Below are 23,785 nucleotides of genomic sequence, written 5' to 3'. Positions count from 1 at the left end.
CGTTTGGGGAGCAATTCCAGAAACCAGTGCAATTACGAAGAAGTATCAACAAAGCTTGAGCGAAACCCGTCGGGCGTTAACAATATGTAACTTCGTATTTCCAATTGAGATTCATTCATGATTGCCCCCTCCCGTTTCCTGGCCTGGCTGTTGCTGCCGCTGTTGGCTGCGTGCAGTTTTCAGCTACTGGCCGCTCCCGCCGAAGGTGCGCCGCAGGCGCTGCACTTGCTCGATTACATCGGCGCGGATTACCCGGACACGGTGCAGGCGGGCGGCATCACGGACCAGGCTGGATTTCGCGCGCAGCAAGAATCGGTCAAGACGCTGGGAAGTCTGATTGCAGCCATGCCGGCCAAGCCGGAAAAAGCCGCGCTGGAGCAAAGCCTGGCCGCGCTGGGAAATTCCATCGGCGCCCGTCAGGAGGGTACCGAGGTCACTCGCCAGGCCCGGCAACTGGGTGCGAAGCTGGCCGTGGCCTATGAGGTCAGCCAGGCCCCGGTGATTACACCGGACCCGGCGCGTGGCGCGCCGCTGTACGCTCAGCAATGTTCGGTCTGCCATGGCGATACTGGGGCCGGCGACGGCCCGGCAGGTGTCGGCATGACGCCGCCGCCCTCCGATCTGCGTGACACCACACGACTGGACCGACTGAGCCTCTACGCGATCTACAGCACCCTGGGCCTGGGCGTTGAAGGGACTGACATGCCGGCCTTTGCCGATCAACTGGATGATCGTCAGCGTTGGGACCTGGCCACCTATATCGCCACCTTCAGTGTCGACCCGGCGACGGCCAAGGCTGAAAAGACCTACAACATCGCCGACCTCGCTCGTCAGACCCCGGCCGAAGTACAGGCCGTCGAAGGCCCGCAAGCCGCCGCGACCTTCCGTGCCCAGCGAGCGCAACCGCCGCAGGTCAAGCGTGGCCCGGCACAACTGCTCGACTACACCGCAGCCACTCTGGACAAGAGCATCGCGGCGTATCGTGCCGGAGAGCATGATCAGGCTTATGACTTATCCGTGGCGGCGTATCTGGAAGGCTTCGAGCTGGTTGAGAGCTCGCTGGATAACATTGACGCCAACGTGCGTAAAGACACTGAAAAATCCCTGATGGCCTACCGTCAGTCGTTGCAGGACGGCCTGCCGGTGAGCGAGGTCGAGCAGCGCCTGGACGTGGCCAAGGACAAGTTGAAGGCATCGGCCGACCTGTTGGGCAACGAGGGTTTGAGCTGGTCGCTGAGTTACATTTCCGGCCTGCTGATTCTGCTGCGCGAAGGTCTGGAAGCGATTCTGGTGCTGGCGGCGATCCTTGCTTTCCTGCGTAACACGGATCAACAGGCAGCGGTGCGCAGCGTTAACGTCGGCTGGGGCCTGGCGTTTGTGGCGGGGCTGGGCACCTGGGCGCTGGCAGCCTATGTGATTGATGTCAGCGGTTCACAACGCGAATTGCTGGAAGGCGCGACGGCGTTGTTTGCCAGCGTCATGGTGCTGTGGCTGGGCGTGTGGATGCATGACCGTCGTCACGCCGCGGCCTGGCAGGATTACATCAAGACCAGTCTGGTGGGCGGCGGCGGGCGTTTCGGTTTTGCGACCCTGGCGTTCTTCTCGGTGTATCGCGAACTGTTCGAAGTGATCCTGTTCTACGAAACCCTGTGGTTGCAGGCAGGCCCCGCGGGGCACAACACCGTGCTGGCCGGTGGGGCCACGGCGCTGGTGCTGCTGGTCGGCCTGGCCTGGGTGATTTTGCGCGGTTCGGCAAAGTTGCCGCTGGCGCTGTTCTTCAGCATCAACGCCGGCCTTCTGTGCGCCTTGTCGGTGGTGTTTGCCGGGCATGGCGTGAAGGCGCTGCAGGAAGCCGGGATCTTCGGCACGCGGCCGGTGTCGTTCTTTGACTTCGAATGGCTGGGGATCCATGCCGATGCCTATTCGTTGAGCGCACAGGCAGTGGCGATCATTGCGATTGTCGTGTTGTACGGTCGTAGCCGGGTGGTTGAGAGGCAGCGGGTGCAAGTTTCTTAAACGGCATTCGCTTCGCTCACTTTCGCGGGCTAGCCACGCTCCCACAGGTTTAGCGTTAACCTGTGGGAGCGTGGCTTGCCCGCGATGCTTTTCAACAGAGGAAAACTCAATGCGTGTGTGGATCGATGCCGACGCCTGTCCGCGGGCGGCCAAGGATCTGGTGGTGAAGTTCGCCCTCAAGCGCCAGTTTGAAGTGGTGCTGGTGGCCGGGCAGCCGCAGACCAAACCGGGGCTGGCACTGGTCAAGCTGATCGTGGTGCCGAGCGGACCGGATGCGGCGGATGACTACTTGGTGGAACACGCGGTGCCCGGTGAGCTGGTGATCTGCAGCGATGTGCCGCTGGCCGATCGTCTGGTGAAGAAGGGCGTGGCAGCGCTCGACCCACGGGGCAAGGAGTTCGATGCGCAGAACATGGGCGAGCGGCTGGCGGTTCGCAACTTGTTCACTGATTTGCGCGAACAGGGGCAAATGGGTGGTGGACCGGCGCCGTTTGGCGACCGTGAGAAGCAGGCGTTTGCCAATGCGCTGGACCGGATTCTCACCCGGCTGGCCCGCAAACTGTAGGAGCGAGCTTGCTCCGGGCGGCGCTCCGACGATGGACGTCAACGATGACGAGTGCTGGCTGGATGAACGCGGCGCTCTCACGTCTTTCGCGAGCAAGCTCGCTCCTACAGTTCTGAACCGTGTCAGGCGTCGTTTTCGTGGGTCAGTTCGAGCACGCGGTCGACCAGTTTGTTAATGCCTGAAGCCGCCTCACTGATCGATTGCGCCAGCATGTAAGCCGGTGTGCTCACCAGTTTGCGTGCCTTGTCCTCGACGATGTCACTGACCGCGCAATCGGTATGGGTCGCGCCCATCTTGTTCATCGCGGCAGCGGTGTCGGTGTCGTTGCCAATGGTGCAGGTGACGCCAGGGCCGTAGATTTTTGCCGCCAGGGCCGGGGAGATACACATCAACCCCACCGGTTTGCCGGCCTCGGCAAAGGCTTCGGTCAGTGCCAGGACGTCCGGTTGAACGGTGCACCCGGCGCCTTCGATGGCGAAGTTGGACAGGTTCTTGGCCGAGCCGAATCCGCCGGGCACGATCAGCGCGTCGAAGTCATCGACGTTCGCATCACGGATATCCATGACGTTGCCCCGGGCAATCCGCGCCGACTCCACCAGCACGTTGCGCGATTCGGGCATTTCTTCGCCGGTCAGGTGATTGATCACATGCAACTGCGCGATGTTCGGTGCGAAACACTGCACCTGGGCACCGCGTTGATCCAGGCGCAGCAAGGTGATGACGCTCTCGTGGAGCTCGGCGCCGTCGTACACGCCACAACCGGAAAGGATCACTGCAACTTTTTTGCTCATGGGCTTTTCTCCAGATTCATGGCGTTAAATGTCCACTAATTTGTCCCGCGTTGCCATAGGGTTAATTCACGGTTGCACATAGCATCTGTCCTCAAGATTCCGATCAGGGCGCGTCATGGACTTCATTCTGTATGCGGTGCCGTTTTTCTTTTTTCTGATCGCCGTCGAGCTGTTGGCCGACCGTTGGCGCGGGGTGAGCAATTATCGGGTGGCGGACGCGATCAACAGCATCAGCACCGGTGTGCTGTCGACCACCACGGGTCTATTGACCAAGGGTGTGGGGCTGGTGACCTACGCCTTTGCCCTCCAGCATCTGGCGCTGTTCGAGCTGTCGGCCGACAGCGTCTGGACCTGGGTGTATGCCTTTATCTTCTACGATTTCTGCTACTACTGGCTGCATCGCATGGGCCACGAGCGCAACATCCTCTGGGCCGCCCATTCGGTGCATCACCAGAGCGAGGACTACAACCTGTCCACGGCGTTGCGCCAGACCAGTACCGGATTCCTGTTGAGCTGGATCTTCTATTTGCCGATGGCGGTGGTCGGCGTGCCGCTGCTGGTGTTTGTCAGCGTCGCGGCGCTGAACCTGCTGTACCAGTTTTGGGTGCACACGCGGCACATTCCCAAGCTTGGCTGGTTTGAATGGTTCTTTGTCACGCCGTCCAATCATCGGGCCCACCATGCACAGAACGCTCTCTACATGGATCGCAACTACGGCGGCGTGTTCATTATTTGGGACCGTCTGTTCGGCTCGTTCCAGGAAGAAGACGACAACGAACCAGTGATTTTCGGCGTGACAACGCCGTTGGCGAGCTGGAATCCTGTGTGGGCGAACGTTCAGTTCTACGCGCATTTGTGGGCAGATGCGCAGCGTGCCGAAAGCATCTGGGACAAGCTGCGGATCTGGTTCATGCGCACTGGCTGGCGCCCGGCGGACGTGGCGGCCAGATACCCGGTGAACAAGCCGGACCTGAGCCAGTTTCGCAAATTCGAGGTGGCGTTGGACGGGCGTCAGCAGCTCTACGTCCTCTTGCAGTTCTGCGTCTATATCGCACTGGGCAGTTACTTGATGAATCTTCAATCGAAACTGTCAGTCGCCGCCCTGGGGTTGGGCTGGGGAGCGGTGGCGTTCGGTCTGTTTGTGTTGGGCGTGGCCCTGGAGAATCGCCCGTGGGCGTTGAAGCTGGAGCTGCTGCGGCTGGCGGCGAATCTGCCATTGGTATGGCTGGCCCCGATGGTGGGGCTGTGGCCGGCCAGCGCCGTGGGCTGGGTCGGCCTGCTCAGTTACAGCCTGTTGAGTGGCCTCGGTCTCTACTGTTGCAGGAACCGCATCACTCGGCTGGCGTCGTAGGACCTTCGGTGTTGGTCCGTGCAGCTTTCAGGGCTTGTTCGTCGGCGTAGACCTGCTTGGCCAGGCGGGCATTCTTGAAGCGCCGACGCAGCCACAGCGCGAAGCCCAGGACCAGCAGCGCACCGAGCACCCATAGTTCGTACTTCTTCACACTGCCGAGCATGCCTTCGAGCACAGCGCCGAAATGGTACGCGGCCGCCGCCAGGGCTGTGGCCCAGATCGCTGCGCCAATGCCGTTGAGCAGCAGGTAACGACCCGGCGGATAGCCCGACAAGCCGATGGCCACCGGCATGACCGTGCGCAAACCGTAAACGAAGCGAAAACTCAGTACCCAGATGTCCGGATGTTTGCGAATGTGTTCCAGCGCCCGGTCGCCCATCATTTGCCAGCGCGGTTTGCGCGCCAGCAGTTTGCGGCCGTGCTTGCGTCCCAGGAAATACCACAGTTGGTCGCCGGCATAGCTACCGAAGAAGGCCACGACCACCACCAGGTTGATGTCCATGTATCCACGGAACGCGAGGAAACCCGCGAGCACCAGGATGGTTTCGCCTTCGAAGAACGTGCCTAGAAAAAGGGCAAAGTAGCCGAAGTCATGCAGAAATTGTTGGAGCATTGTCTGGGTGCTGGCGAAATGAACGCGCAGCCTAACCCTTCGGACACATTCAGGAAAGTGTCCAAATGTGTCTCGACGTGAACATTTCCTACAACGACAATGGAATGCGGCTACCTGTCACAGGGGTGCACACAACTGTAATACGTTCGTCATAATGGCCGCTTATAACTGTCACGCTCGCCCGTAAGCGCGGGCTCAGGAGTCTGCCGTGAGCTTTACCCCCGCCAACCGTTTGTTCCCCGCAACCCGCCTGCGTCGCAATCGTCGTGACGACTTCTCGCGTCGCCTGGTCCGTGAAAACGTCCTGACCGTCGATGACCTGATCCTGCCGGTGTTCGTTCTGGACGGTGAAAACCGTCGCGAAGCGGTGGCTTCGATGCCGGGCGTCGAACGCCTGACCATCGACCTGTTGCTGGAAGAAGCAGCCAAGTGGGTCGAGCTGGGGATTCCGGCGCTGGCGCTGTTCCCGGTGACACCCGCCGAACTCAAGTCCCTGGACGCCGCTGAAGCGTGGAACCCCGAAGGCATCGCCCAACGCGCGACCCGTGCGTTGCGTGCGCGATTCCCTGAGCTGGGTGTGATCACAGACGTTGCCCTGGATCCGTTCACCACCCATGGCCAGGATGGCATTCTTGATGAAGAAGGCTACGTGCAGAACGACATCACCGTCGACGCACTGGTCAGGCAAGCGCTGTCCCACGCCGAAGCCGGCGCTCAGGTCGTGGCCCCGTCGGACATGATGGACGGTCGCATCCAGGCGATCCGCGAAGCCCTCGAAGTGGCCGGTCACGTCAACGTGCGGATCATGGCCTACTCGGCCAAGTACGCCAGCGCCTATTACGGCCCGTTCCGCGATGCGGTCGGTTCGGCGCTGAACCTGGGCAAGGCCAACAAGGCCTCTTATCAGATGGACCCGGCAAACAGTAACGAAGCCCTGCACGAAGTGGCGGCGGACTTGTCAGAAGGTGCAGACATGGTCATGGTCAAGCCAGGTATGCCGTACCTGGACATCCTGTGCCGGGTAAAAGAAGAATTCAAAGTGCCGACGTTTGTTTATCAAGTCAGCGGCGAATACGCCATGCACATGGCGGCGATCCAGAATGGCTGGTTGAGCGAAGGGGTTATCCTCGAGTCCTTGACCGCTTTCAAACGTGCAGGGGCTGATGGCATCCTGACGTACTTTGCCGTTCGTGCCGCTCAATTGTTACGAGAGCAAAAATAGCCCTCCCAGGAACATTCGATGAATACCGAAGTACTCACTGAAGTTGCCGTAAAAGACGCTCAACCTGTGGTGGAGCAAGTCGACGAGACCCCGCTGGAGCTGGAGCCAGCTCCGCCCGCGGCGGTCGTCGAAACCGCCGCGACAGCGCCAGCGCCGGCGCTGGCCATTCCCGGCCTGGATGACAGCAGCCTGTACATCCACCGCGAGCTCTCGCAACTGCAGTTCAACATCCGCGTGCTGGAGCAGGCGCTGGACGAGTCCTATCCATTGCTGGAGCGGCTGAAGTTTCTGTTGATCTTCTCCAGCAACCTGGACGAGTTCTTCGAAATTCGCGTCGCCGGCCTCAAGAAGCAGATCACCTTTGCCCGTGAACAGGCCGGCGCCGATGGTCTGCAACCGCATCAGGCCCTTGCACGCATCAGCGAACTGGTCCACGGTCATGTCGACCGCCAGTACGCGATCCTCAACGACATTCTGTTGCCGGAACTGGAAAAGCATCAGGTTCGCTTCATCCGTCGCCGCAATTGGACGACCAAGCTCAAGACCTGGGTCCGCCGTTATTTCCGTGATGAAATCGCGCCGATCATCACCCCGATCGGCCTCGACCCGACGCACCCGTTCCCTTTGCTGGTGAACAAGAGCCTGAACTTCATCGTCGAGCTCGAAGGCATCGACGCCTTTGGCCGCGATTCCGGTCTGGCGATCATCCCGGCGCCACGCCTGCTGCCGCGCATCATCAAGGTGCCGGAAGAAGTCGGCGGTGCTGGCGATAACTATGTATTCCTGTCGTCGATGATCCACGCCCACGCCGATGACCTGTTCCAGGGCATGAAGGTCAAGGGCTGCTACCAGTTCCGCCTGACCCGTAACGCCGACCTGGCGCTGGACTCCGAAGACGTCGAAGACCTGGCCCGCGCCTTGCGCGGCGAACTGTTCTCTCGTCGCTACGGCGATGCGGTGCGTCTGGAAGTGGCCGACACCTGCCCGAAACACCTGTCCGACTACCTGCTCAAGCAATTCAACCTGAGCGAGACGGAGTTGTATCAGGTCAATGGTCCGGTGAACCTGACGCGGCTGTTCAGCATCACCGGCCTGGACAGTCAGCGCGAGCTGCAATACCTGCCGTTCACCCCGCAGATTCCGAAACTGCTGCAGAACAGCGAGAACATTTTCAGCGTGATCAGCAAGCAGGACATCCTGTTGCTGCACCCGTTCGAGTCGTTCACCCCGGTGGTCGACCTGCTGCGCCAGGCCGCCAAGGACCCACACGTGCTGGCGGTGCGCCAGACCCTGTACCGTTCTGGCGCCAACTCGGAAATCGTCGATGCGCTGGTGGATGCGGCGCGTAACGGTAAAGAGGTCACGGCGGTGATCGAATTGCGCGCGCGGTTCGACGAAGAGTCCAACCTGCAACTGGCCAGCCGTCTGCAAGCGGCCGGTGCGGTGGTGATCTACGGTGTGGTCGGCTTCAAGACCCACGCCAAGATGATGCTGATTTTACGGCGCGAAGCGGGTGAAATCGTGCGTTACGCGCACCTCGGTACGGGTAACTACCACGCCGGCAACGCCCGTCTGTATACCGACTACAGCCTGCTGACTTCCGACGACGCCTTGTGCGAAGACGTCGGCAAGCTGTTCAGCCAGTTGATCGGCATGGGCAAGACGCTGCGCATGAAGAAATTGCTGCACGCGCCCTTCACCCTGAAAAAGGGCATGCTCGACATGATTGCCCGGGAAACCCAGTTCGCCCTCGACGGCAAACCGGCGCACATCATCGCCAAGTTCAACTCGCTGACCGATCCGAAGATCATCCGCGCGCTGTACAAGGCCAGCCAGTCGGGCGTGCGCATCGACCTGGTGGTGCGTGGCATGTGCTGCCTGCGACCGGGCATCGCCGGGGTTTCCCACAACATCCACGTGCGCTCGATCATCGGGCGCTTCCTGGAGCACACCCGGGTCTTCTACTTCCTCAACGGTGGCGACGAGCAGATGTTCCTGTCCAGTGCCGACTGGATGGAACGCAACCTCGACAAGCGCGTCGAGACTTGCTTCCCGGTGGAGGGCAAGAAGCTGATCATGCGGGTCAAGAAAGAGCTGGAGTTGTATCTGACCGATAACACCCACAGCTGGAGCTTGCAGTCGGACGGTCGTTACATCCGTAACACACCAACCGGCAACCAGAACCCGCGCAGCGCCCAGGCGACATTGCTGGAACGTTTGGGCAGCCCGATTCTGACGGTTCGGTAACGCGGATCAGGCAGACAAAAAAAGGGCGATCCAAATGGATCGCCCTTTTTCATTCTGCACTGCCCACTGTAGGAGCGAGCTTGCTCGCGATGGACGTGAATGATTATGCGTACTGCCTGGATAAACGCGTTGCCCTCAGGCTTTTCGCGAGCAAGCTCGCTCCTACAGGGGCTCTAGCGAGCGGTCAACACGATATCGACCCGGGTTAGCCATTGCGCTTCAATTTCGAAGTCGGCCTGGGTCAGCTGGTTTTCGTCCAGCCAGTTCTCCGGAAACACCACTTCCAGGCTGTTGCCATGGGCGTTCAGCTCCACCTGGGGCATTTGCTGGGTGCCACGGATGTGGTGGAACAGGATCGCAAAGCGCAGCAGTGCGCACAGGCGAATCAGCTTGATGCCGTCATCGCCGAAATCGGCGAACTTGTCCTTGGGAATGTTGCGTCGGTGGCCGCGTACCAGCAGCGCGAGCATCAACTGGTCTTCGCGGGAGAACCCGGCGAGGTCCGAGTGCTCGATCAGGTAGGCGCCGTGCTTGTGGTACTGGTAGTGAGCGATGTCCAGGCCTACCTCATGGACCTTGGCCGCCCAGCCGAGCAGTTCGCGCCAGACGCCGTCTTCCAGATCCCAATCCTCGGCCACCTGGTCGAACGCATGTAGTGCCTTGCGCTCGACCCGTACCGCCTGTTCCTGATCGACGTGGTAGCGCTCCATCAGCGAAGTGAGGGTGCGTTCACGCACGTCTTCGTGATGATGGCGGCCCAGCAGGTCATAGAGCACGCCTTCGCGCAGGGCACCTTCGCAGTGATCCATGCGTTGCAGCTCGAGGGAGTCGAAGATCGCTTCGAGGATCGCAAGGCCCGCCGGGAAGATCGCACGGCGATCCGGCTTGATACCTTCGAAATCGATTTTTTCGACGTCGCCCATCTTGATCAGTTTGCGCTTGAGCCAGGCCAGGCCTTCGGCGTTGACCTCGCCGGTACCATGGCCGCCAGCCTTCAGCGCCAGACCGATGGCGCGGATGGTGCCCGAGGAGCCGATGGCTTCATCCCAGGTCAGGCGGTGCAGGGCGTGCTCGATGCTCATGATCTCCAGCCGCGCCGCAGTGTACGCCTGGGCGTAACGGGCCGGGGTGATCTTGCCATCCTTGAAATAGCGCTGGGTGTAGCTGACGCAACCCATCTGCAGGCTTTCGCGCAGCAGCGGTTCGAAGCGCTGGCCAATGATGAATTCGGTACTGCCGCCGCCGATGTCGGCCACCAGGCGCTTGCCCGGGGTGTCGGCGAGGGTGTGGGATACGCCGAGGTAGATCAGGCGCGCTTCTTCACGGCCGGAAATGACTTCCACCGGGTGGCCGAGAATTTCTTCGGCGCGACGGATGAATTCGGCACGGTTGCGGGCTTCACGCAAGGCGTTGGTGCCGACGATGCGAACGGCGCCGGTGGGCATACCGCTGATCAGTTGGGCGAAGCGCTTGAGGCAATCGAGCCCGCGCTGCATCGATTCTTCGCTGAGATGGCGCTCTTCGTCGATGCCGGCGGCCAGCTGAACCTTCTCCCCGAGACGCTCGAGAATACGGATCTCGCCGTTCTGGGCCTTGGCCACGACCATGTGAAAGCTGTTGGAGCCCAGGTCGATTGCGGCGATCAGGGACAGATTCTTGGCTTGGGATTGCGGCATGGTCAGGGGTCTCGGTCGTTAACCTCGACATCGTGCCACGATCAAAGGCTGGCGCCAACGCGTAGGAGCTGCCGAAGGCTGCGATCTTTCACCATGGGGCTCTAGTGGTGCAGCCACTGGCCTCTTCGCGGGCAAGCCCGCTCCCACAGGTTTTTGCGTCGAACATACAATCGTGCTTCAACTTGGACCCTGTGGGAGCGGGCTTGCCCGCGAAGGCGGCGCCAATAGCACCGAAGATCTTCAGCCCGCAGCCTCTACCGTCCCGATGAAATTCGCCAGCTCCGCCGTCTGCGGGTTGGCGAACAGTACTTTCGGATCCCCCACCTCATGCACCTTGCCCTGGTGCATGAACACCAACTTGTCCCCAACCTCCCGGGCGAAGCGCATTTCGTGGGTGACCATGATCAGCGTCATGCCTTCCCTGGCCAGTTGCCGGACCACGCTCAGCACTTCGTTGACCAGTTCCGGGTCCAGCGCCGAGGTGATTTCGTCGCATAGCAAAACTTTCGGCGACATTGCCAGTGCCCGGGCAATCGCTACCCGCTGTTGCTGCCCACCGGACAGCCGATCAGGGAAGGCATCGAACTTTTCCCCCAGCCCGACCCTTTCCAGCATCTGCCGCGCCAGTTCGGCGGCCTTGGCTTTCGGTACTTTCTGCACCACTTGCGGCGCTAGCATGACGTTCTCGCCGACGGTCAGGTGCGGGAACAGGTTGAACTGTTGGAACACCATGCCGACTTTCTGCCGCAGGCTGCGCAGATCGGCGCGGGCGGCGTCGAGGTACTCGCCGTCGACTTCGATCACGCCGTCGTTGATCGATTCCAGGCCGTTGAGGGTGCGCAGCAGGGTGGACTTGCCCGAGCCGCTGCGACCGATGATCGCCACCACCTGGCCTTCCTCTATGCTCAGGTCGATGCCTTTGAGTACATGGTGATCGCCGTAGTATTTATGCAGGGCGGAAATTCTAAGCAGAGGCATGCAGTCTCCTTTCCAGGTAGTGCGCACTGAGCGACAAGGGGTAGCAGAGCAGGAAGTAGCCGAGGGCGACGAGGCCGTAGACCATGAACGGTTCGAAAGTGGCGTTGGCGAGCATGCCGCCGGTCTTGGTCAGCTCGGTGAAACCGATGATCGAGGTCACGGCGGTGCCTTTGACCACTTGCACCGAAAACCCCACGGTCGGCGCCACGGCAATGCGCAGGGCCTGGGGCAGGATCACATGGCGCAATTGTTCCAGCGGGGTCAGCGCTAGGCTCGATGAGGCTTCCCATTGGCCGTTGGGAATCGAATCGACGCAACCGCGCCAGATCTCCGCCAGATAAGCACTGGTGAACAACGTCAGTGCAATCGCCGCCGCCATCCACGGCGAAATCTCTATCCCGGCTAGCGCGACGCCGAAAAACACCAGGAACAGCTGCATCAATAGCGGTGTGCCTTGGAACAGTTCGATGTAGGTTCGGGCGAAGCTGCGCGGCAGGGATTTGTCCGAGATGCGCATGACCATGATCAGCAAGCCAATCAGCCCGCCGCCAATGAACGCCACCAGCGACAGCGCCAGCGTCCATTGCAGACCCATGAGCAGGTTGCGCACGATGTCCCAGAAGGTGAAGTCGCTCATCGGCTGCTCCTTGCAATGAAGCGGTGGCCGATCCAGTTCAGCAACTGGCGGATCAGCAGCGCCATGCACAGGTACAGCAGCGTGGTCAGGGCATAGGTTTCAAAGGCGCGGAAGTTGCGCGACTGAATGAAGTTGGCGGCGAAGCTCAGCTCCTCCGTAGCAATCTGCGAACACACCGCCGAACCAAGCATGACGATGATGATCTGGCTGCTCAGTGCCGGCCAGACTTTGCCCAGTGCCGGCAGCAGCACCACATGGCGGAACGCTTCGAAGCGTGTCATCGCCAGTGCCGCCGCGGCTTCCAGCTGACCCCGGGGGATCGCCTGGATGCCGGCGCGGATGATCTCGGTGGAATAGGCGCCGAGGTTGATAACCATCGCCAGCACCGCCGCCTGCCATTCGGAAATCTGCACGCCCAGGGACGGCAAGCCGAAGAAGATGAAAAACAACTGCACCAGGAATGGCGTGTTGCGGATCAACTCGACGTAGATCGCGAAAACCCCTGCGAAAGGCCGGATGTTCCACGCCCGCACCAGCGCCCCGACGATGCCCAGCCCCACGCCGAGCACAGCGCCGATGGCGGTCAGCTCAAGGGTGAACAACGCACCGCGCAGCAACAGGTCGGTGTTGTTCACCACCGACAGGAAATCGAACTGATAAGCCATGAAATGTCTCCCGCGCGTCGAATCAGAGATCGGCCGGCAGTGGCTCTTTCAGCCAGGTCAGGGCGTTCTTTTCCAGCGCGCCGTCGCTCTTGGCGGTGACGAGGATCTGGTTGACCTTGTCCAGCAGCGCCGGCTCGTTCTTGTTCACGCCGACGTAGACTGGCGAATCCTTGAGCTTCACTTTCAGCGCAGGCACGCGTTTCGGGCTCTTCTCGCTGATCGCGACCATCACCACGTTGCCGCTGGCGATCAGGTCGACTTGCCCGGCCAGGTACGCGGCAATGGTCGAGTTGTTGTCTTCGAAACGCTTGATGGTCACGCCTTCGGGGGCGACCTTGGTCAGTTCGATGTCTTCGATGGCGCCACGGGTGACGCTGATGGTCTTGCCCTTGAGATCGTCCAGGCCCTTGATGTCGGCGTCTGGCGGACCGAACACGGCGAGGTAGAACGGCGCGTAGGCGCGGGAGAAGTCGATGACCTTTTCGCGCTCCGGATTCTTGCCGAGGCTGGAGATCACCAGGTCGACCTTGCCGGTGGTGAGGAAGGGGATGCGGTTGGTGCTGTTGACCGGGGTCAGTTCGAGTTTGACCTTGAGCTGGTCTGCCAGCAGTTTCGCGGTGTCGATATCGAGGCCGCGGGGTTTCATGTCCGGGCCGACCGAGCCGAAGGGCGGGAAGTCCTGGGGCACGGCGACCTTGAGGACGCCGCGCTTGACCACATCCTCCAGACCGTCGGCGTGGGCGGGTGCCTGGCTCAGCATCAGGCTGGCAAACAGGGCTGCGAGGAGGGCGCTGTAACGCTGGGTCATGGCAAATCTCCGGATCGGCAAGAAGTGATTTCTGCGGATCGACAGAGCATGGGCCATGCCAACATGGGGGTTTGAGGGCGGCAGGGCGCGGTTTTACTGGCGTCGCACGGTCTTACTGGTCTGAACAGTCAGGTTGCGTTTCGCACCCCGATGGCGCAGCCGTGAAAATCACCGAACCCCCATGGGGCACGACTTGCCGGGCGTCGCGAATAGCTTTACAACTGAGCGCACATTGGCCTGGTTCGTCTGGAAAACCATGAACTCGATCTCTCGCGCCGTACCTGAAGTGGCGCTGCAAGCCATCCGCAAACTGATTACCGAACAGGGCTTCGGGCCCGGGGATGCCTTGCCCTCGCAACGGGACCTGGCGGTGCAATTGGGGGTCAGTCGGGCATCCTTGCGCGAGGCGTTGTCATCGCTGAGTGCGCTGGGGGTCATCAGCATCCAGCCGGGCAAAGGGGTGTTCGTGCAATCGCCGGTGGAATTGCCGCGAGGCGATGCGGCGCCGGGCTGGCCGTTCGCGGCGCAGGCTTCGCCGCTGGACATCTTTCAATTGCGCTATGCGCTGGAAGGCTTTGCGGCGGGGTTGGCGGCGGTAACCTTGAGCACCGACGAACTCGATGCGCTGGAGGACAATGTCGCCGCCATGCGCAACGAGCTGAAGTCCGGCGACTTCGAAGCCGCTGCCCGCCTGGATTTCGAATTCCACCGCCGCATCCTGCTGGCCAGCGGCAATCAGGCGATGCTGAGCATCCTGACCGCCAGCGCCGACATCTTCCTGGAAAGCCAGAAGCTACCGTTCATCCGGGTCGAGCGGGCCATGGAAACCTGGCAGGAACACCGCAAAATCCTTCGTGCGCTGGCTCGCCGGGCGTCTGGCGCCGCGCAAAAGGCCATGCAAGAGCACGTACGCAATGCCGCGCTGCGTACCGGAATCGCGTTCATCGCTCCCGTCACTTCATGACCTGAGCTATACCCAAACTCATGAATCACCATAGCGAGACTCAATCATCTGCACCTTCCTGAACGAGGGAAGGACCGCTATGATGGGCCACGTTTTTTTGCTTACAACCTGGAGAATTCCATGAGCAGCGATCTTATCAAACACGTTAGCGACGCCAGCTTCGAGGCCGACGTACTCAAGGCCGAAGGCGCTGTACTGGTCGACTACTGGGCTGAATGGTGCGGCCCTTGCAAAATGATCGCTCCGGTTCTGGACGAAATTGCCGAGACTTACAAAGGCAAGCTGACCGTTGCCAAGCTGAACATCGACGAGAACCAGGAAACCCCGGCCAAGCACGGCGTGCGCGGTATCCCGACCCTGATGCTGTTCAAGAACGGCAACGTTGAAGCGACCAAGGTCGGCGCACTGTCGAAGTCGCAACTGGCTGCCTTCCTCGACGCCAACATCTAAGCGTCGCTGCAAAGTATCCTGAAAAAGCCCCGCAAATAGCGGGGCTTTTTGCGTATTCAGGGCTAGACGCTCCTAAACTCAGGTGGTACATTCGGCCCCGCACTGGTTTCTCCATTGCCCCCTGCTAGCCGTCGCCGACGCACTCCTTTTCGAATAAGTACGCGATCCTGTCGCCTTCTCTGCGGCGCGGCCTCATTAAGCCAAAAGCTTAATTTCCCCCCTCCATAAATGATTACGTCATTCCTATATGAATCTGACTGAACTCAAGCAAAAGCCGATTACCGAACTGCTCGAATTGGCCGAACAGATGGGCATAGAAAATATGGCCCGTTCGCGCAAGCAGGACGTGATTTTCTCCCTGCTCAAGAAGCACGCGAAAAGCGGTGAGGAAATCTCCGGTGATGGCGTGCTGGAGATTCTCCAGGACGGCTTCGGCTTCCTGCGCTCCGCTGACGCTTCCTATCTCGCCGGTCCAGACGATATCTACGTCTCGCCGAGCCAGATCCGTCGTTTCAACTTGCGCACCGGTGACACCATCGTTGGCAAGATCCGCCCTCCAAAGGAAGGCGAGCGTTATTTCGCGCTGCTCAAGGTCGACACGATCAACTACGACCGTCCGGAAAACGCGAAAAACAAGATTCTCTTCGAGAACCTGACCCCGCTGTTCCCGACCGTACGCATGAAGATGGAAGCCGGTAACGGTTCCACCGAGGACTTGACCGGTCGTGTCATCGACCTGTGCGCCCCGATCGGTAAAGGCCAGCGCGGCCTGATCGTTGCACCGCCGAAAGCCGGCAAGACGATCATGCTGCAGAACATTGCCGCGAACATCGCGCGCAACAACCCTGAAGTTCACCTGATCGTGCTGCTGATCGACGAACGTCCGGAAGAAGTAACCGAAATGCAGCGCACCGTGCGCGGCGAAGTGGTTGCCTCGACGTTCGACGAACCGCCAACCCGCCACGTACAGGTTGCCGAAATGGTGATCGAGAAGGCCAAGCGCCTGGTCGAACACAAGAAAGACGTGGTGATCCTGCTTGACTCCATCACCCGTCTGGCTCGCGCCTACAACACCGTGATCCCGAGCTCCGGCAAGGTACTGACCGGTGGTGTCGATGCCCACGCCCTGGAGAAACCGAAGCGTTTCTTCGGCGCCGCGCGGAACATCGAAGAAGGCGGCTCGCTGACCATCATCGCCACCGCGCTGGTTGAAACCGGCTCGAAGATGGACGAAGTGATCTACGAGGAATTCAAAGGCACCGGTAACATGGAACTGCCGCTGGATCGCCGTATCGCTGAAAAGCGCGTCTTCCCGGCCATCAACATCAACCGTTCCGGCACCCGCCGCGAAGAGTTGCTGACTGCCGACGACGAGCTGCAGCGCATGTGGATTCTGCGCAAGCTGCTGCACCCGATGGATGAAGTGGCTGCCATCGAGTTCCTGGTCGACAAGCTGAAAACGACCAAGACCAACGACGAATTCTTCCTGTCGATGAAGCGCAAGTAACATCGTCCGTTGAGTTCAAGAGAATGGCGCCCCAGTGGGGCGCCATTTTTTTGCCTGCAATTTTTTTCCCGGGCCATGGGAGGTTTTTGATTGGCCAAGGTCAGTTGGTTAGCACTTCAACCAGCCGCGTCAGCAGTCATCTCCGGGGACGATGCTCAAGCGCGCTGAAAACAACGATCTGACTGGTTTTATGTTTATGAGCACACTGGCTTATCGAAGGGATATCGACGGCTTGCGCGCGGTGGCGGTGATCGCTGTCGTGCTGTTTCATTTTGGCGTTCCAGGATTTACCGGCGGCTTTGTCGGCGTGGACGTGTTTTTCGTGATTTCCGGTTACCTGATCACGTCGATCATCTGGAATCATCGCCAGGCCGGGCAATTCAGCTTCGTCGATTTCTGGGCCCGGCGTGCGCGGCGGATTTTGCCGGCGTTGTTCGCGATGATCATCGCGGTGCTGGCGGTCGGCTGGTTTTTGCTGGCGCCGAAGGATTACGAAGAGCTGGGGCGATCGGTGCGTTACCAGGTGATGTTCGTGTCCAACATCCTGTTCATGCGCCAGGACGGCTATTTCGATGTCGCCTCCGATCTCAAACCCCTGCTGCACACCTGGTCACTGGCGGTGGAAGAGCAGTTTTATATCGTCTTCCCGTTGCTGCTGACACTGCTGTCGAGCCGTCTCAGGCATTGGCGGCCGGCGCTGTTCGGCGTATTGCTGCTGTCCTTTGGTTTGAGCGTGTGGGCCGTCGCCCATCATCCGGAAAAAGCCTTCTTCCTGTTGCCTATGCGTGCGTGGGAGCTGTTGGCCGGGGCGATGCTGGCGGTCGCGCCCAGGCATGGGTGGCGTCTCAAGCCGATGGCGGCGCAGTGGCTGAGCCTGCTCGGCATGGTGCTGATCCTGCTGGCGGTGTTCGGTTATGACAAGGCCACGCCATTCCCGGGCGTCGCGGCGTTGCTGCCTGTGCTGGGTGTGGTGCTGCTGATTTTTGCCAACGGTCATCGTGAAACCTTGGTTGGTCAGTTTTTGAGCTGTCGGGTGATGGTCGGCCTCGGCCTGATTTCTTATTCCTGGTACTTGTGGCACTGGCCGGTGTTCGTATTCTCCCGCTATGCCAGCGTCGGTGAACCGAGTGCTGTCAACAGTACCGGGTTGATTTTGCTGACGCTGTTGCTGGGTTATCTGTCCTGGAAATTCGTCGAGACCCCGTTTCGTGAGCGTCGCCTGCTCGCCGGGCGCCGGCAGATTTTGCTCGCCGGCGCCTGCGGCGTCCTGGTGCTCGGCCTGGCCGGACAAACCTTGCGCTGGACCGACGGCTTGCCGTGGCGTCTGTCTGACCAGGCCCTGCAATACGCCAAGGCTCGTGAATGGCGGCCGGAACTGATGGCCTGCCTGGCCGATGACAAGACGCCGGATGACAAGTTGTTCTGCCGTTATGGCGCACAAAATCGCCTGCCCCCAGCCCTTGTCTGGGGCGATAGCCATGCCACGGCGTTGATTCCGGTTTTCGACGAGGGTGCCAAGACCCATGGCGTCAACGTGATGCTCGCCAGTTCTCCTGGTTGTTTACCTGTCGAAGGCCTGGAGCATGATGCACGTTGTGCGCGGTTCAATCGGCGTGTTGTACAGGCCTTGAAGCCGCAAGCTGTCAGCGATGTGGTGTTGGTCGCGCACTGGAGCCTGTACCTCTACGGCGAGGGCAAAGGCGATCTGGGCCACGCACTGAAAAGCGCTGACGGGCATTACGACCGTACCAGTGCCGAACAACGTCTGGCCGATGGCTTGCGTGCACGAGTCGCGCAATTGCGTGCCGGCGGGCATCGGGTCTGGCTGGTAAAAGAGGTGCCGTTGCAGGCCTTCAGCCCTCCGTATCGCCTCACGCGTCTGGCAATGCTGGACCGTCCGGTCGACGATGTCGGGCTGGCGCTCGCAGAGCACCACAAACGCCAGGCATTCATCAGTCAATTGTTCGCACAACTGGCGCAAGACCCGGCGGTACAGGTGGTGGACCCGGCCCCAAGGCTGTGTGATGCAAACGGCCTGTGCCGCGCCGAACGCGGCGGCTACTCGTTGTACACCGATGACAATCACCTCTCGGAGGTGGGTGCGCGGTGGGTGGCGCCGATCCTCGAACCGCTGTTTGTCAGTCTGCAAGCCGGGGCAAACCCGGGGAAACCGCAGGTGAATGCATCCAGATAAGCAGCGATAAGCTGCCAGCGGCCGGCAGAGCAGGTAGGATGTACGCCTATTTTTCGGGTGCCATCATCAATGAAATTCAAGGATCTTCGGGATTTCGTGCAGCAGCTTGAGCAGCGCGGAGAGTTGAAACGCATCCAGATCCCCGTCTCTCCAGTGCTGGAGATGACCGAGGTGTGTGATCGCACGCTACGTGCCAAAGGCCCGGCGCTGTTGTTCGAAAAGCCGACAGGCTATGACATCCCGGTGCTCGGCAACCTGTTCGGCACCCCCGAGCGGGTCGCCATGGGCATGGGTGCCGAGTCGGTCAGCGAGCTGCGCGAGATCGGCAAGCTGCTGGCGTTCCTCAAGGAACCCGAGCCGCCTAAAGGCCTGAAGGATGCCTGGTCCAAGCTGCCGATCTTCCGCAAGATCATTTCGATGGCGCCGAAAGTCGTCAAGGACGCGGTGTGCCAGGAAGTGGTCATCGAAGGCGACGACGTCGACCTGGCCATGCTGCCGGTGCAGACCTGCTGGCCGGGCGACGTCGGTCCGCTGATCACCTGGGGCCTGACCGTCACCAAAGGCCCGAACAAGGATCGCCAGAACCTCGGCATCTACCGTCAGCAGGTGATTGGTCGCAACAAGGTCATCATGCGCTGGCTGAGTCACCGTGGCGGCGCGCTGGATTTTCGCGAGTGGTGCGAAAAGCACCCCGGCCAGCCGTTCCCGGTTTCCGTGGCCCTGGGCGCTGACCCGGCGACCATCCTCGGTGCCGTGACCCCGGTGCCCGACAGCCTTTCCGAATACGCCTTCGCAGGCCTCTTGCGCGGTAACCGCACCGAACTGGTGAAGTGCCGCGGCAACGACCTGCAAGTGCCGGCCACCGCCGAAATCATTCTCGAAGGCGTGATCCATCCGGGCGAGATGGCCGATGAAGGCCCGTACGGCGACCACACCGGTTACTACAACGAAGTCGACAGCTTCCCGGTGTTCACCGTCGAGCGCATCACCCACCGTATCAAGCCGATCTACCACAGCACCTACACCGGCCGTCCACCGGATGAGCCGGCGATCCTCGGCGTGGCGTTGAACGAAGTGTTCGTGCCGATCCTGCAGAAGCAGTTCCCGGAGATCACCGACTTCTACCTGCCGCCCGAAGGTTGCTCGTACCGCATGGCCATCGTGACCATGAAGAAGTCGTATCCGGGCCACGCCAAGCGGGTAATGCTGGGTGTCTGGTCGTTTTTGCGACAGTTCATGTACACCAAGTTCGTTATCGTCACCGACGACGATATCAATGCCCGGGACTGGAACGACGTGATCTGGGCCATCACCACGCGCATGGACCCCAAGCGCGACACGGTGATGATCGACAACACGCCGATCGACTACCTCGACTTCGCCTCGCCGGTGTCCGGCCTGGGGTCGAAAATGGGCCTCGATGCCACGCATAAATGGCCGGGCGAAACCACCCGCGAATGGGGCCGGGTCATCGTCAAGGACGATGCCGTGACCCAGCGGATCGATGCCATCTGGAATCAGTTAGGAATAGATTGATGCGTGTAACCTTGCAGCCCTCCGGAGCAGTGCTTGAGATGTTGCCCGGCGAGCGGATTCTCGATGGCGCACGACGTCTGGGCTACGAATGCCCGCAAAGCTGCCGCAACGGCAATTGCCACGTGTGCGCGGCGCTGCTGGTGGAAGGCCGGGTCGAGCAGGCCGGCAATGTGCGTGATCATGGCGAGTTCTACACTTGCATAGCGGAGCCGCTGGAAGACTGCATCGTGCTGTGGGATGGCGTGCTCGCGTTGGGAGAACTGCCGGTGCGCAGCGTGTCGTGTCAGGTCATTGAGTGCAAGGAGGTGGGCGGCGACACCTGGCGCGTACGTCTGCGGGCTCCGGCCGGCAAACCGCCGCGCTATCACGCCGGCCAGTACCTGATGATCGAACGGGAGAGCGGCGAAAAGTCCGCCTTCTCCCTCGCCTCGGCACCGCATGCGGGGCGCGACCTGGAAATCCACGTACTGGCGCGCGAATCCAGTGCGCTGAGCCTGATCGAACAGCTTCAGCGCAACAGCATGGTGCGGGTCGAATTGCCGTTTGGCGATACCCACCTGGAGGAGTTGCCGGACGGTTCTCTCGTGCTGATCGCCGCTGGTACCGGCATGGGCCAGATCCACAGTCTGATCGAACATTGCCGAGCCTCGGGTTTCAAGCATCCGGTGCATCTGTATTGGGGCGTGCGTCGTCCTGAAGATTTTTATCAAATCGAGCACTGGGACGAATGGCTGAAGCTGCCCAACCTGTTCCTGCACAAGGTCGTCAGTGATCAATGCGGTTGGGAAGGGCGGTGCGGCATGCTGCATGAAGCGGTCTGTGAAGACTTCCCTGACCTCAAGCCGCTGCACGTGTACGCCAGTGGCTCTCCGGCCATGGTCTACGGCACGCTGGATGCGCTGGTGGAAGCGGGGATGGACGCTCACCAGATGCGCGCCGACGTTTTTGCGTATGCGCCGCGATCTTGAGCCTGGATCCTGATGCTGCTCCTACAGGTTTATAACTCTCTATATAGCTTATCGGTATTTATAAACTTCTATAAATATCGGTAGGTTATATTTCACGCAGGCATTTATTTAAAAACTGTGCCATGGCATTTAAATTGCCTTAAAACTTATGTGCCTTATTGTTACAGCCGTGCGTTCTATTAAGTAATTCTTCACCCGCGGGGAGCTGAACGCTATTCGCCATGAGCGCCATTGAATCTGCTTTTTTGAATCTGGCTTACCCTCCGCGGCTCGATCTGGGACCGCAGCTCACTCACGAACAATTGCTCAGCTCGATGCAATCGACCATGGCGCGCCACAAGGGTGGGCCGGTCTGGTTGTTTGCGTATGGTTCGCTGATCTGGCGCCCTGAGTGCACGGCGGTTGAGCGGGTTCGGGGCCGGGTGCATGGCTACCATCGCGGGTTGTACCTGTGGTCCCACGAACATCGCGGCACACCGGAAATGCCTGGCCTGGTGTTTGGACTGGATCGCGGCGGTTCTTGCAGCGGTTTCGCCTATCGTTTGCCCGAAGAACAACTCGAAGCCTCGCTCTACGCACTTTGGCAACGCGAGATGCCTTTCCCTTCCTACCGCCCACACTGGCTCAACTGCCGTCTCGAAGATGGCAGCCAGGTACAGGCATTGGGTTTTGTGCTGGAGCGACACCTGCCCAGCTATGCCGGCAACTTGCCGGACCATGTGCTGAGCCATGTGTTCGAAAACGCCTGTGGGCGCTACGGCACCACTCGCGATTATGTCGAGCAGACCGCGCACGCCCTGCGCAGCCACGCCATGCCAGACCGGAATCTGGAGGCGCGGCTCAAGCGCTGTAAATCAAAGGACGATCAAGCGAGTGCTTCGCGGCTCTGACTGGCGATTTGTTTGTGCCGCAGGGTCGGGGCCAGGAAGGCCATCGCCAGCAGGCAGGCGCCGACCAGCAGCACGAAACCGCCGTCCCAGCCGAAATGGTCCACGGTGTAGCCCATCGCTGCACTGGCCGCGACCGAACCGCCCAAGTAACCGAACAGACCGGTAAAGCCTGCCGCTGTACCGGCCGCTTTCTTCGGTGCCAGTTCCAGCGCCTGCAGGCCGATCAGCATCACCGGGCCGTAGATCAGGAAGCCGATGGAAAGCAGCGCGATCATGTCGACCATCGGATTACCGGCCGGGTTGAGCCAGTAAACCAGCGTCGCGACCGTCACCAGCGCCATGAACACCATGCCGGTCAGGCCACGGTTGCCACGGAAGATCTTGTCCGACATCCAGCCGCACAGCAGCGTGCCCGGGATACCTGCCCACTCGTAGAAGAAGTACGCCCACGAGGTTTTATCCACAGTGAAACCCTTGGCTTCCTTGAGGTAGGTCGGCGCCCAGTCCAGCACGCCGTAGCGCAGCAGATAGACAAAGACGTTGGCCAAGGCGATGTACCAGAGCATTTTGTTGCGCAGCACGTATTTGACGAAGATTTCCTTGGCGCTGAATTCTTCTTCGTGGCTGGCGTCGTAGCCTTCCGGGTAGTCATTCTTGTATTGCTCGATCGGCGGCAGGCCAACCGATTGCGGGGTGTCGCGCATGGTCACAAAGGCAAACACCGCTACCGCCAGCGCCACGGCTGCCGGCACGTAGAACGCGGCGTGCCAGTCATTGAACAGGCCCATGCCGATCAGGAACAACGGGCCGATCAGGCCACCGCCGACGTTGTGCGCCACGTTCCATACGGACACCACGCCGCCACGTTCCTTCTGCGACCACCAGTGCACCATGGTCCGGCCACTCGGCGGCCAACCCATGCCCTGCGCCCAGCCGTTGATGAACAGCAGAATGAACATCATGGTCACACTGGACGTCGCCCAGGGCGCGAAACCGAAAACGAACATCACTCCGGCCGACACCAACAGTCCGAACGGCAGGAAGAAGCGCGGGTTGGAACGGTCGGACACCAGGCCCATCAGAAACTTCGACAGACCGTAGGCAATCGCGATGGCGGACATCGCCAGGCCCAGCTGACCACGGGAGTAGCCCTCGTCGATCAGGTACGGCATGGCCAGGGAGAAGTTTTTGCGCAGCAGGTAGTAACCGGCATAGCCAATGAAGATGCCGGCGAAAATCTGCCAGCGCAGGCGTCGATAGGTGCTGTCTATTTTTTCTTCAGGCAATGGAGCCTGATGTGCGGCAGGACGAAAGAAAGCAAACATTCAAGAGCTCCAGATTTCTTGTTTTGACTGCGGATACGAATGTTACAGTTTCGTTACCGAAAATAGCACCGGTTCTCATCGGCAAAACAGCGGAAATGTTGGATATCGCGCGTTCCTTTATGAACATGTCGCTCAGATGTAAGTGAGGGGCGTTGTAGGAAGCGTTACCTGTTTAGTTAGCAGGCGCTTGATGTGCCTGAAATAGGGCAGGTCTTTAGGAAAGATCCTTCGTTTAAAGCAGAAGTCATGGCGTTATGCCGAATGCCCCGGCGCTTTAACCTTTGTGCTGTTGCCAGGTCTGGCGTTGCAGGCGAAGGGAGAGGGACATGCGGTGGTGGATATGCGTGCTTTTGTTGATGGCGTCGTTGGATGCCAGGGCCGG

The 23,785-nt window shown here is 60.4% G+C and carries 20 protein-coding genes; 12 read left to right on the top strand and 8 right to left on the bottom strand.

What is annotated here, in order from left to right:
- The first annotated feature begins 117 nt into the window (after window positions 1-117).
- Window positions 118-2,016: an FTR1 family protein gene (locus AC3IX1_RS27635; protein WP_489386526.1), complete on the top strand. Its 1,899-nt coding sequence runs from the start codon at window positions 118-120 to the stop codon at window positions 2,014-2,016.
- 109 nt (window positions 2,017-2,125) lie between these two features.
- A complete protein-coding gene (locus AC3IX1_RS27630) occupies window positions 2,126-2,581 on the top strand; it encodes a YaiI/YqxD family protein (protein ID WP_046039029.1) in 456 nt (151 codons plus the stop codon).
- Between the two features lie 122 nt (window positions 2,582-2,703).
- Here AC3IX1_RS27630 and elbB read toward each other — a convergent pair whose 3' ends face one another.
- Window positions 2,704-3,372: an isoprenoid biosynthesis glyoxalase ElbB gene (elbB, locus tag AC3IX1_RS27625; protein ID WP_489386525.1), complete on the bottom strand. Its 669-nt coding sequence runs from the start codon at window positions 3,370-3,372 to the stop codon at window positions 2,704-2,706.
- Between the two features lie 115 nt (window positions 3,373-3,487).
- Between elbB and AC3IX1_RS27620 the strand changes: the two genes are divergently transcribed.
- Window positions 3,488-4,723 (top strand): sterol desaturase family protein, encoded by a 1,236-nt coding sequence (locus AC3IX1_RS27620; RefSeq protein WP_489386524.1) that lies wholly within the window; start codon window positions 3,488-3,490, stop codon window positions 4,721-4,723.
- Here the strand turns inward: AC3IX1_RS27620 and AC3IX1_RS27615 are convergent.
- Window positions 4,704-5,336 carry a DedA family protein gene (locus tag AC3IX1_RS27615; RefSeq protein ID WP_489386523.1) on the bottom strand — a complete coding sequence of 211 codons (633 nt, stop codon included), beginning with the start codon at window positions 5,334-5,336 and terminating at the stop codon, window positions 4,704-4,706. The genes AC3IX1_RS27620 and AC3IX1_RS27615 overlap by 20 nt on opposite strands.
- Before the next feature lie 208 nt (window positions 5,337-5,544).
- Between AC3IX1_RS27615 and hemB the strand changes: the two genes are divergently transcribed.
- Window positions 5,545-6,558: a porphobilinogen synthase gene (gene hemB / locus AC3IX1_RS27610; RefSeq protein ID WP_046039035.1), complete on the top strand. Its 1,014-nt coding sequence runs from the start codon at window positions 5,545-5,547 to the stop codon at window positions 6,556-6,558.
- 18 nt (window positions 6,559-6,576) lie between these two features.
- Window positions 6,577-8,805 carry a polyphosphate kinase 1 gene (gene ppk1 / locus AC3IX1_RS27605; RefSeq protein WP_489386522.1) on the top strand — a complete coding sequence of 743 codons (2,229 nt, stop codon included), beginning with the start codon at window positions 6,577-6,579 and terminating at the stop codon, window positions 8,803-8,805.
- 173 nt (window positions 8,806-8,978) lie between these two features.
- Here the strand turns inward: ppk1 and ppx are convergent, their stop codons facing one another.
- From ppx to AC3IX1_RS27580, 5 genes are all read right to left on the bottom strand, one after another.
- Window positions 8,979-10,481 (bottom strand): exopolyphosphatase, encoded by a 1,503-nt coding sequence (ppx, locus tag AC3IX1_RS27600; protein ID WP_489386521.1) that lies wholly within the window; start codon window positions 10,479-10,481, stop codon window positions 8,979-8,981.
- A 240-nt stretch (window positions 10,482-10,721) separates the two neighbouring features.
- Complete coding sequence (locus tag AC3IX1_RS27595; RefSeq protein ID WP_126048225.1) at window positions 10,722-11,459, bottom strand: amino acid ABC transporter ATP-binding protein; 738 nt, start codon at window positions 11,457-11,459, stop codon at window positions 10,722-10,724.
- Window positions 11,446-12,096 (bottom strand): amino acid ABC transporter permease, encoded by a 651-nt coding sequence (locus AC3IX1_RS27590; RefSeq protein WP_489386520.1) that lies wholly within the window; start codon window positions 12,094-12,096, stop codon window positions 11,446-11,448. The genes AC3IX1_RS27595 and AC3IX1_RS27590 overlap by 14 nt, the downstream gene beginning before the upstream one ends.
- Window positions 12,093-12,761 (bottom strand): amino acid ABC transporter permease, encoded by a 669-nt coding sequence (locus AC3IX1_RS27585; RefSeq protein WP_489386519.1) that lies wholly within the window; start codon window positions 12,759-12,761, stop codon window positions 12,093-12,095. The genes AC3IX1_RS27590 and AC3IX1_RS27585 overlap by 4 nt, the downstream gene beginning before the upstream one ends.
- 22 nt (window positions 12,762-12,783) lie before the next feature.
- Complete coding sequence (locus AC3IX1_RS27580) at window positions 12,784-13,569, bottom strand: transporter substrate-binding domain-containing protein (RefSeq protein WP_008048680.1); 786 nt, start codon at window positions 13,567-13,569, stop codon at window positions 12,784-12,786.
- 256 nt (window positions 13,570-13,825) lie between these two features.
- Here AC3IX1_RS27580 and AC3IX1_RS27575 point away from each other — a divergent pair, with 256 nt between their 5' ends.
- The 7 genes from AC3IX1_RS27575 to AC3IX1_RS27545 all read left to right on the top strand — a co-directional run bounded on the left by AC3IX1_RS27575 (window position 13,826) and on the right by AC3IX1_RS27545 (window position 22,078).
- Complete coding sequence (locus tag AC3IX1_RS27575) at window positions 13,826-14,533, top strand: FadR/GntR family transcriptional regulator (protein ID WP_150724950.1); 708 nt, start codon at window positions 13,826-13,828, stop codon at window positions 14,531-14,533.
- A 120-nt stretch (window positions 14,534-14,653) separates the two neighbouring features.
- Window positions 14,654-14,983, top strand: a complete 330-nt coding sequence (gene trxA, locus AC3IX1_RS27570) for a thioredoxin TrxA (protein ID WP_003206727.1) — start codon at window positions 14,654-14,656, stop codon at window positions 14,981-14,983.
- A gap of 247 nt (window positions 14,984-15,230) precedes the next feature.
- Window positions 15,231-16,490 (top strand): transcription termination factor Rho, encoded by a 1,260-nt coding sequence (gene rho, locus AC3IX1_RS27565; protein ID WP_046039047.1) that lies wholly within the window; start codon window positions 15,231-15,233, stop codon window positions 16,488-16,490.
- A gap of 196 nt (window positions 16,491-16,686) precedes the next feature.
- Entirely contained in the window at window positions 16,687-18,684 is a 1,998-nt protein-coding gene (locus AC3IX1_RS27560; protein ID WP_489386518.1) for an acyltransferase family protein, read from the top strand.
- Window positions 18,685-18,753: 69 nt separating this feature from the next.
- A complete protein-coding gene (ubiD, locus tag AC3IX1_RS27555; protein ID WP_060542502.1) occupies window positions 18,754-20,220 on the top strand; it encodes a 4-hydroxy-3-polyprenylbenzoate decarboxylase in 1,467 nt (488 codons plus the stop codon).
- Complete coding sequence (locus AC3IX1_RS27550; protein ID WP_489386517.1) at window positions 20,220-21,188, top strand: CDP-6-deoxy-delta-3,4-glucoseen reductase; 969 nt, start codon at window positions 20,220-20,222, stop codon at window positions 21,186-21,188. Before ubiD ends, AC3IX1_RS27550 begins: the two co-directional genes overlap by 1 nt.
- Window positions 21,189-21,409: 221 nt before the next feature.
- Window positions 21,410-22,078, top strand: coding sequence for a gamma-glutamylcyclotransferase (locus tag AC3IX1_RS27545; RefSeq protein WP_489386516.1), 669 nt, complete (start codon window positions 21,410-21,412; stop codon window positions 22,076-22,078).
- On the opposite strand, the gene glpT is transcribed toward AC3IX1_RS27545, so the two are convergent.
- The gene (glpT, locus tag AC3IX1_RS27540) at window positions 22,054-23,403 is read right to left on the bottom strand and encodes a glycerol-3-phosphate transporter (RefSeq protein ID WP_489386515.1); all 1,350 of its coding nucleotides are present in this window, start codon (window positions 23,401-23,403) and stop codon (window positions 22,054-22,056) included. The two genes, AC3IX1_RS27545 and glpT, sit on opposite strands and share 25 nt — an antisense overlap.
- Between the last annotated feature and the right edge of the window lie 382 nt (window positions 23,404-23,785).

The sequence above is a fragment of the Pseudomonas sp. KH_046_2 genome, assembly GCF_057838985.1.
The sequence above is the reverse complement of the archived record's forward strand: the minus strand, read 5'-3'. Positions and strand labels throughout refer to the sequence as shown.

Coding starts and splice junctions, on each gene's coding strand:
- rho (WP_046039047.1), top strand. CDS start 15,231: ATGAATCTGACTGAACTCAAGCAAAAGCCGATTACCGAACTGCTCGAA.
- AC3IX1_RS27595 (WP_126048225.1), bottom strand. CDS start 11,459: ATGCCTCTGCTTAGAATTTCCGCCCTGCATAAATACTACGGCGATCAC.
- AC3IX1_RS27630 (WP_046039029.1), top strand. CDS start 2,126: ATGCGTGTGTGGATCGATGCCGACGCCTGTCCGCGGGCGGCCAAGGAT.
- AC3IX1_RS27635 (WP_489386526.1), top strand. CDS start 118: ATGATTGCCCCCTCCCGTTTCCTGGCCTGGCTGTTGCTGCCGCTGTTG.
- AC3IX1_RS27550 (WP_489386517.1), top strand. CDS start 20,220: ATGCGTGTAACCTTGCAGCCCTCCGGAGCAGTGCTTGAGATGTTGCCC.
- AC3IX1_RS27615 (WP_489386523.1), bottom strand. CDS start 5,336: ATGCTCCAACAATTTCTGCATGACTTCGGCTACTTTGCCCTTTTTCTA.
- AC3IX1_RS27560 (WP_489386518.1), top strand. CDS start 16,687: ATGAGCACACTGGCTTATCGAAGGGATATCGACGGCTTGCGCGCGGTG.
- ppx (WP_489386521.1), bottom strand. CDS start 10,481: ATGCCGCAATCCCAAGCCAAGAATCTGTCCCTGATCGCCGCAATCGAC.
- glpT (WP_489386515.1), bottom strand. CDS start 23,403: ATGTTTGCTTTCTTTCGTCCTGCCGCACATCAGGCTCCATTGCCTGAA.
- AC3IX1_RS27590 (WP_489386520.1), bottom strand. CDS start 12,096: ATGAGCGACTTCACCTTCTGGGACATCGTGCGCAACCTGCTCATGGGT.
- ubiD (WP_060542502.1), top strand. CDS start 18,754: ATGAAATTCAAGGATCTTCGGGATTTCGTGCAGCAGCTTGAGCAGCGC.
- AC3IX1_RS27620 (WP_489386524.1), top strand. CDS start 3,488: ATGGACTTCATTCTGTATGCGGTGCCGTTTTTCTTTTTTCTGATCGCC.
- AC3IX1_RS27580 (WP_008048680.1), bottom strand. CDS start 13,569: ATGACCCAGCGTTACAGCGCCCTCCTCGCAGCCCTGTTTGCCAGCCTG.
- AC3IX1_RS27545 (WP_489386516.1), top strand. CDS start 21,410: ATGAGCGCCATTGAATCTGCTTTTTTGAATCTGGCTTACCCTCCGCGG.
- trxA (WP_003206727.1), top strand. CDS start 14,654: ATGAGCAGCGATCTTATCAAACACGTTAGCGACGCCAGCTTCGAGGCC.
- elbB (WP_489386525.1), bottom strand. CDS start 3,372: ATGAGCAAAAAAGTTGCAGTGATCCTTTCCGGTTGTGGCGTGTACGAC.
- AC3IX1_RS27585 (WP_489386519.1), bottom strand. CDS start 12,761: ATGGCTTATCAGTTCGATTTCCTGTCGGTGGTGAACAACACCGACCTG.
- ppk1 (WP_489386522.1), top strand. CDS start 6,577: ATGAATACCGAAGTACTCACTGAAGTTGCCGTAAAAGACGCTCAACCT.
- AC3IX1_RS27575 (WP_150724950.1), top strand. CDS start 13,826: ATGAACTCGATCTCTCGCGCCGTACCTGAAGTGGCGCTGCAAGCCATC.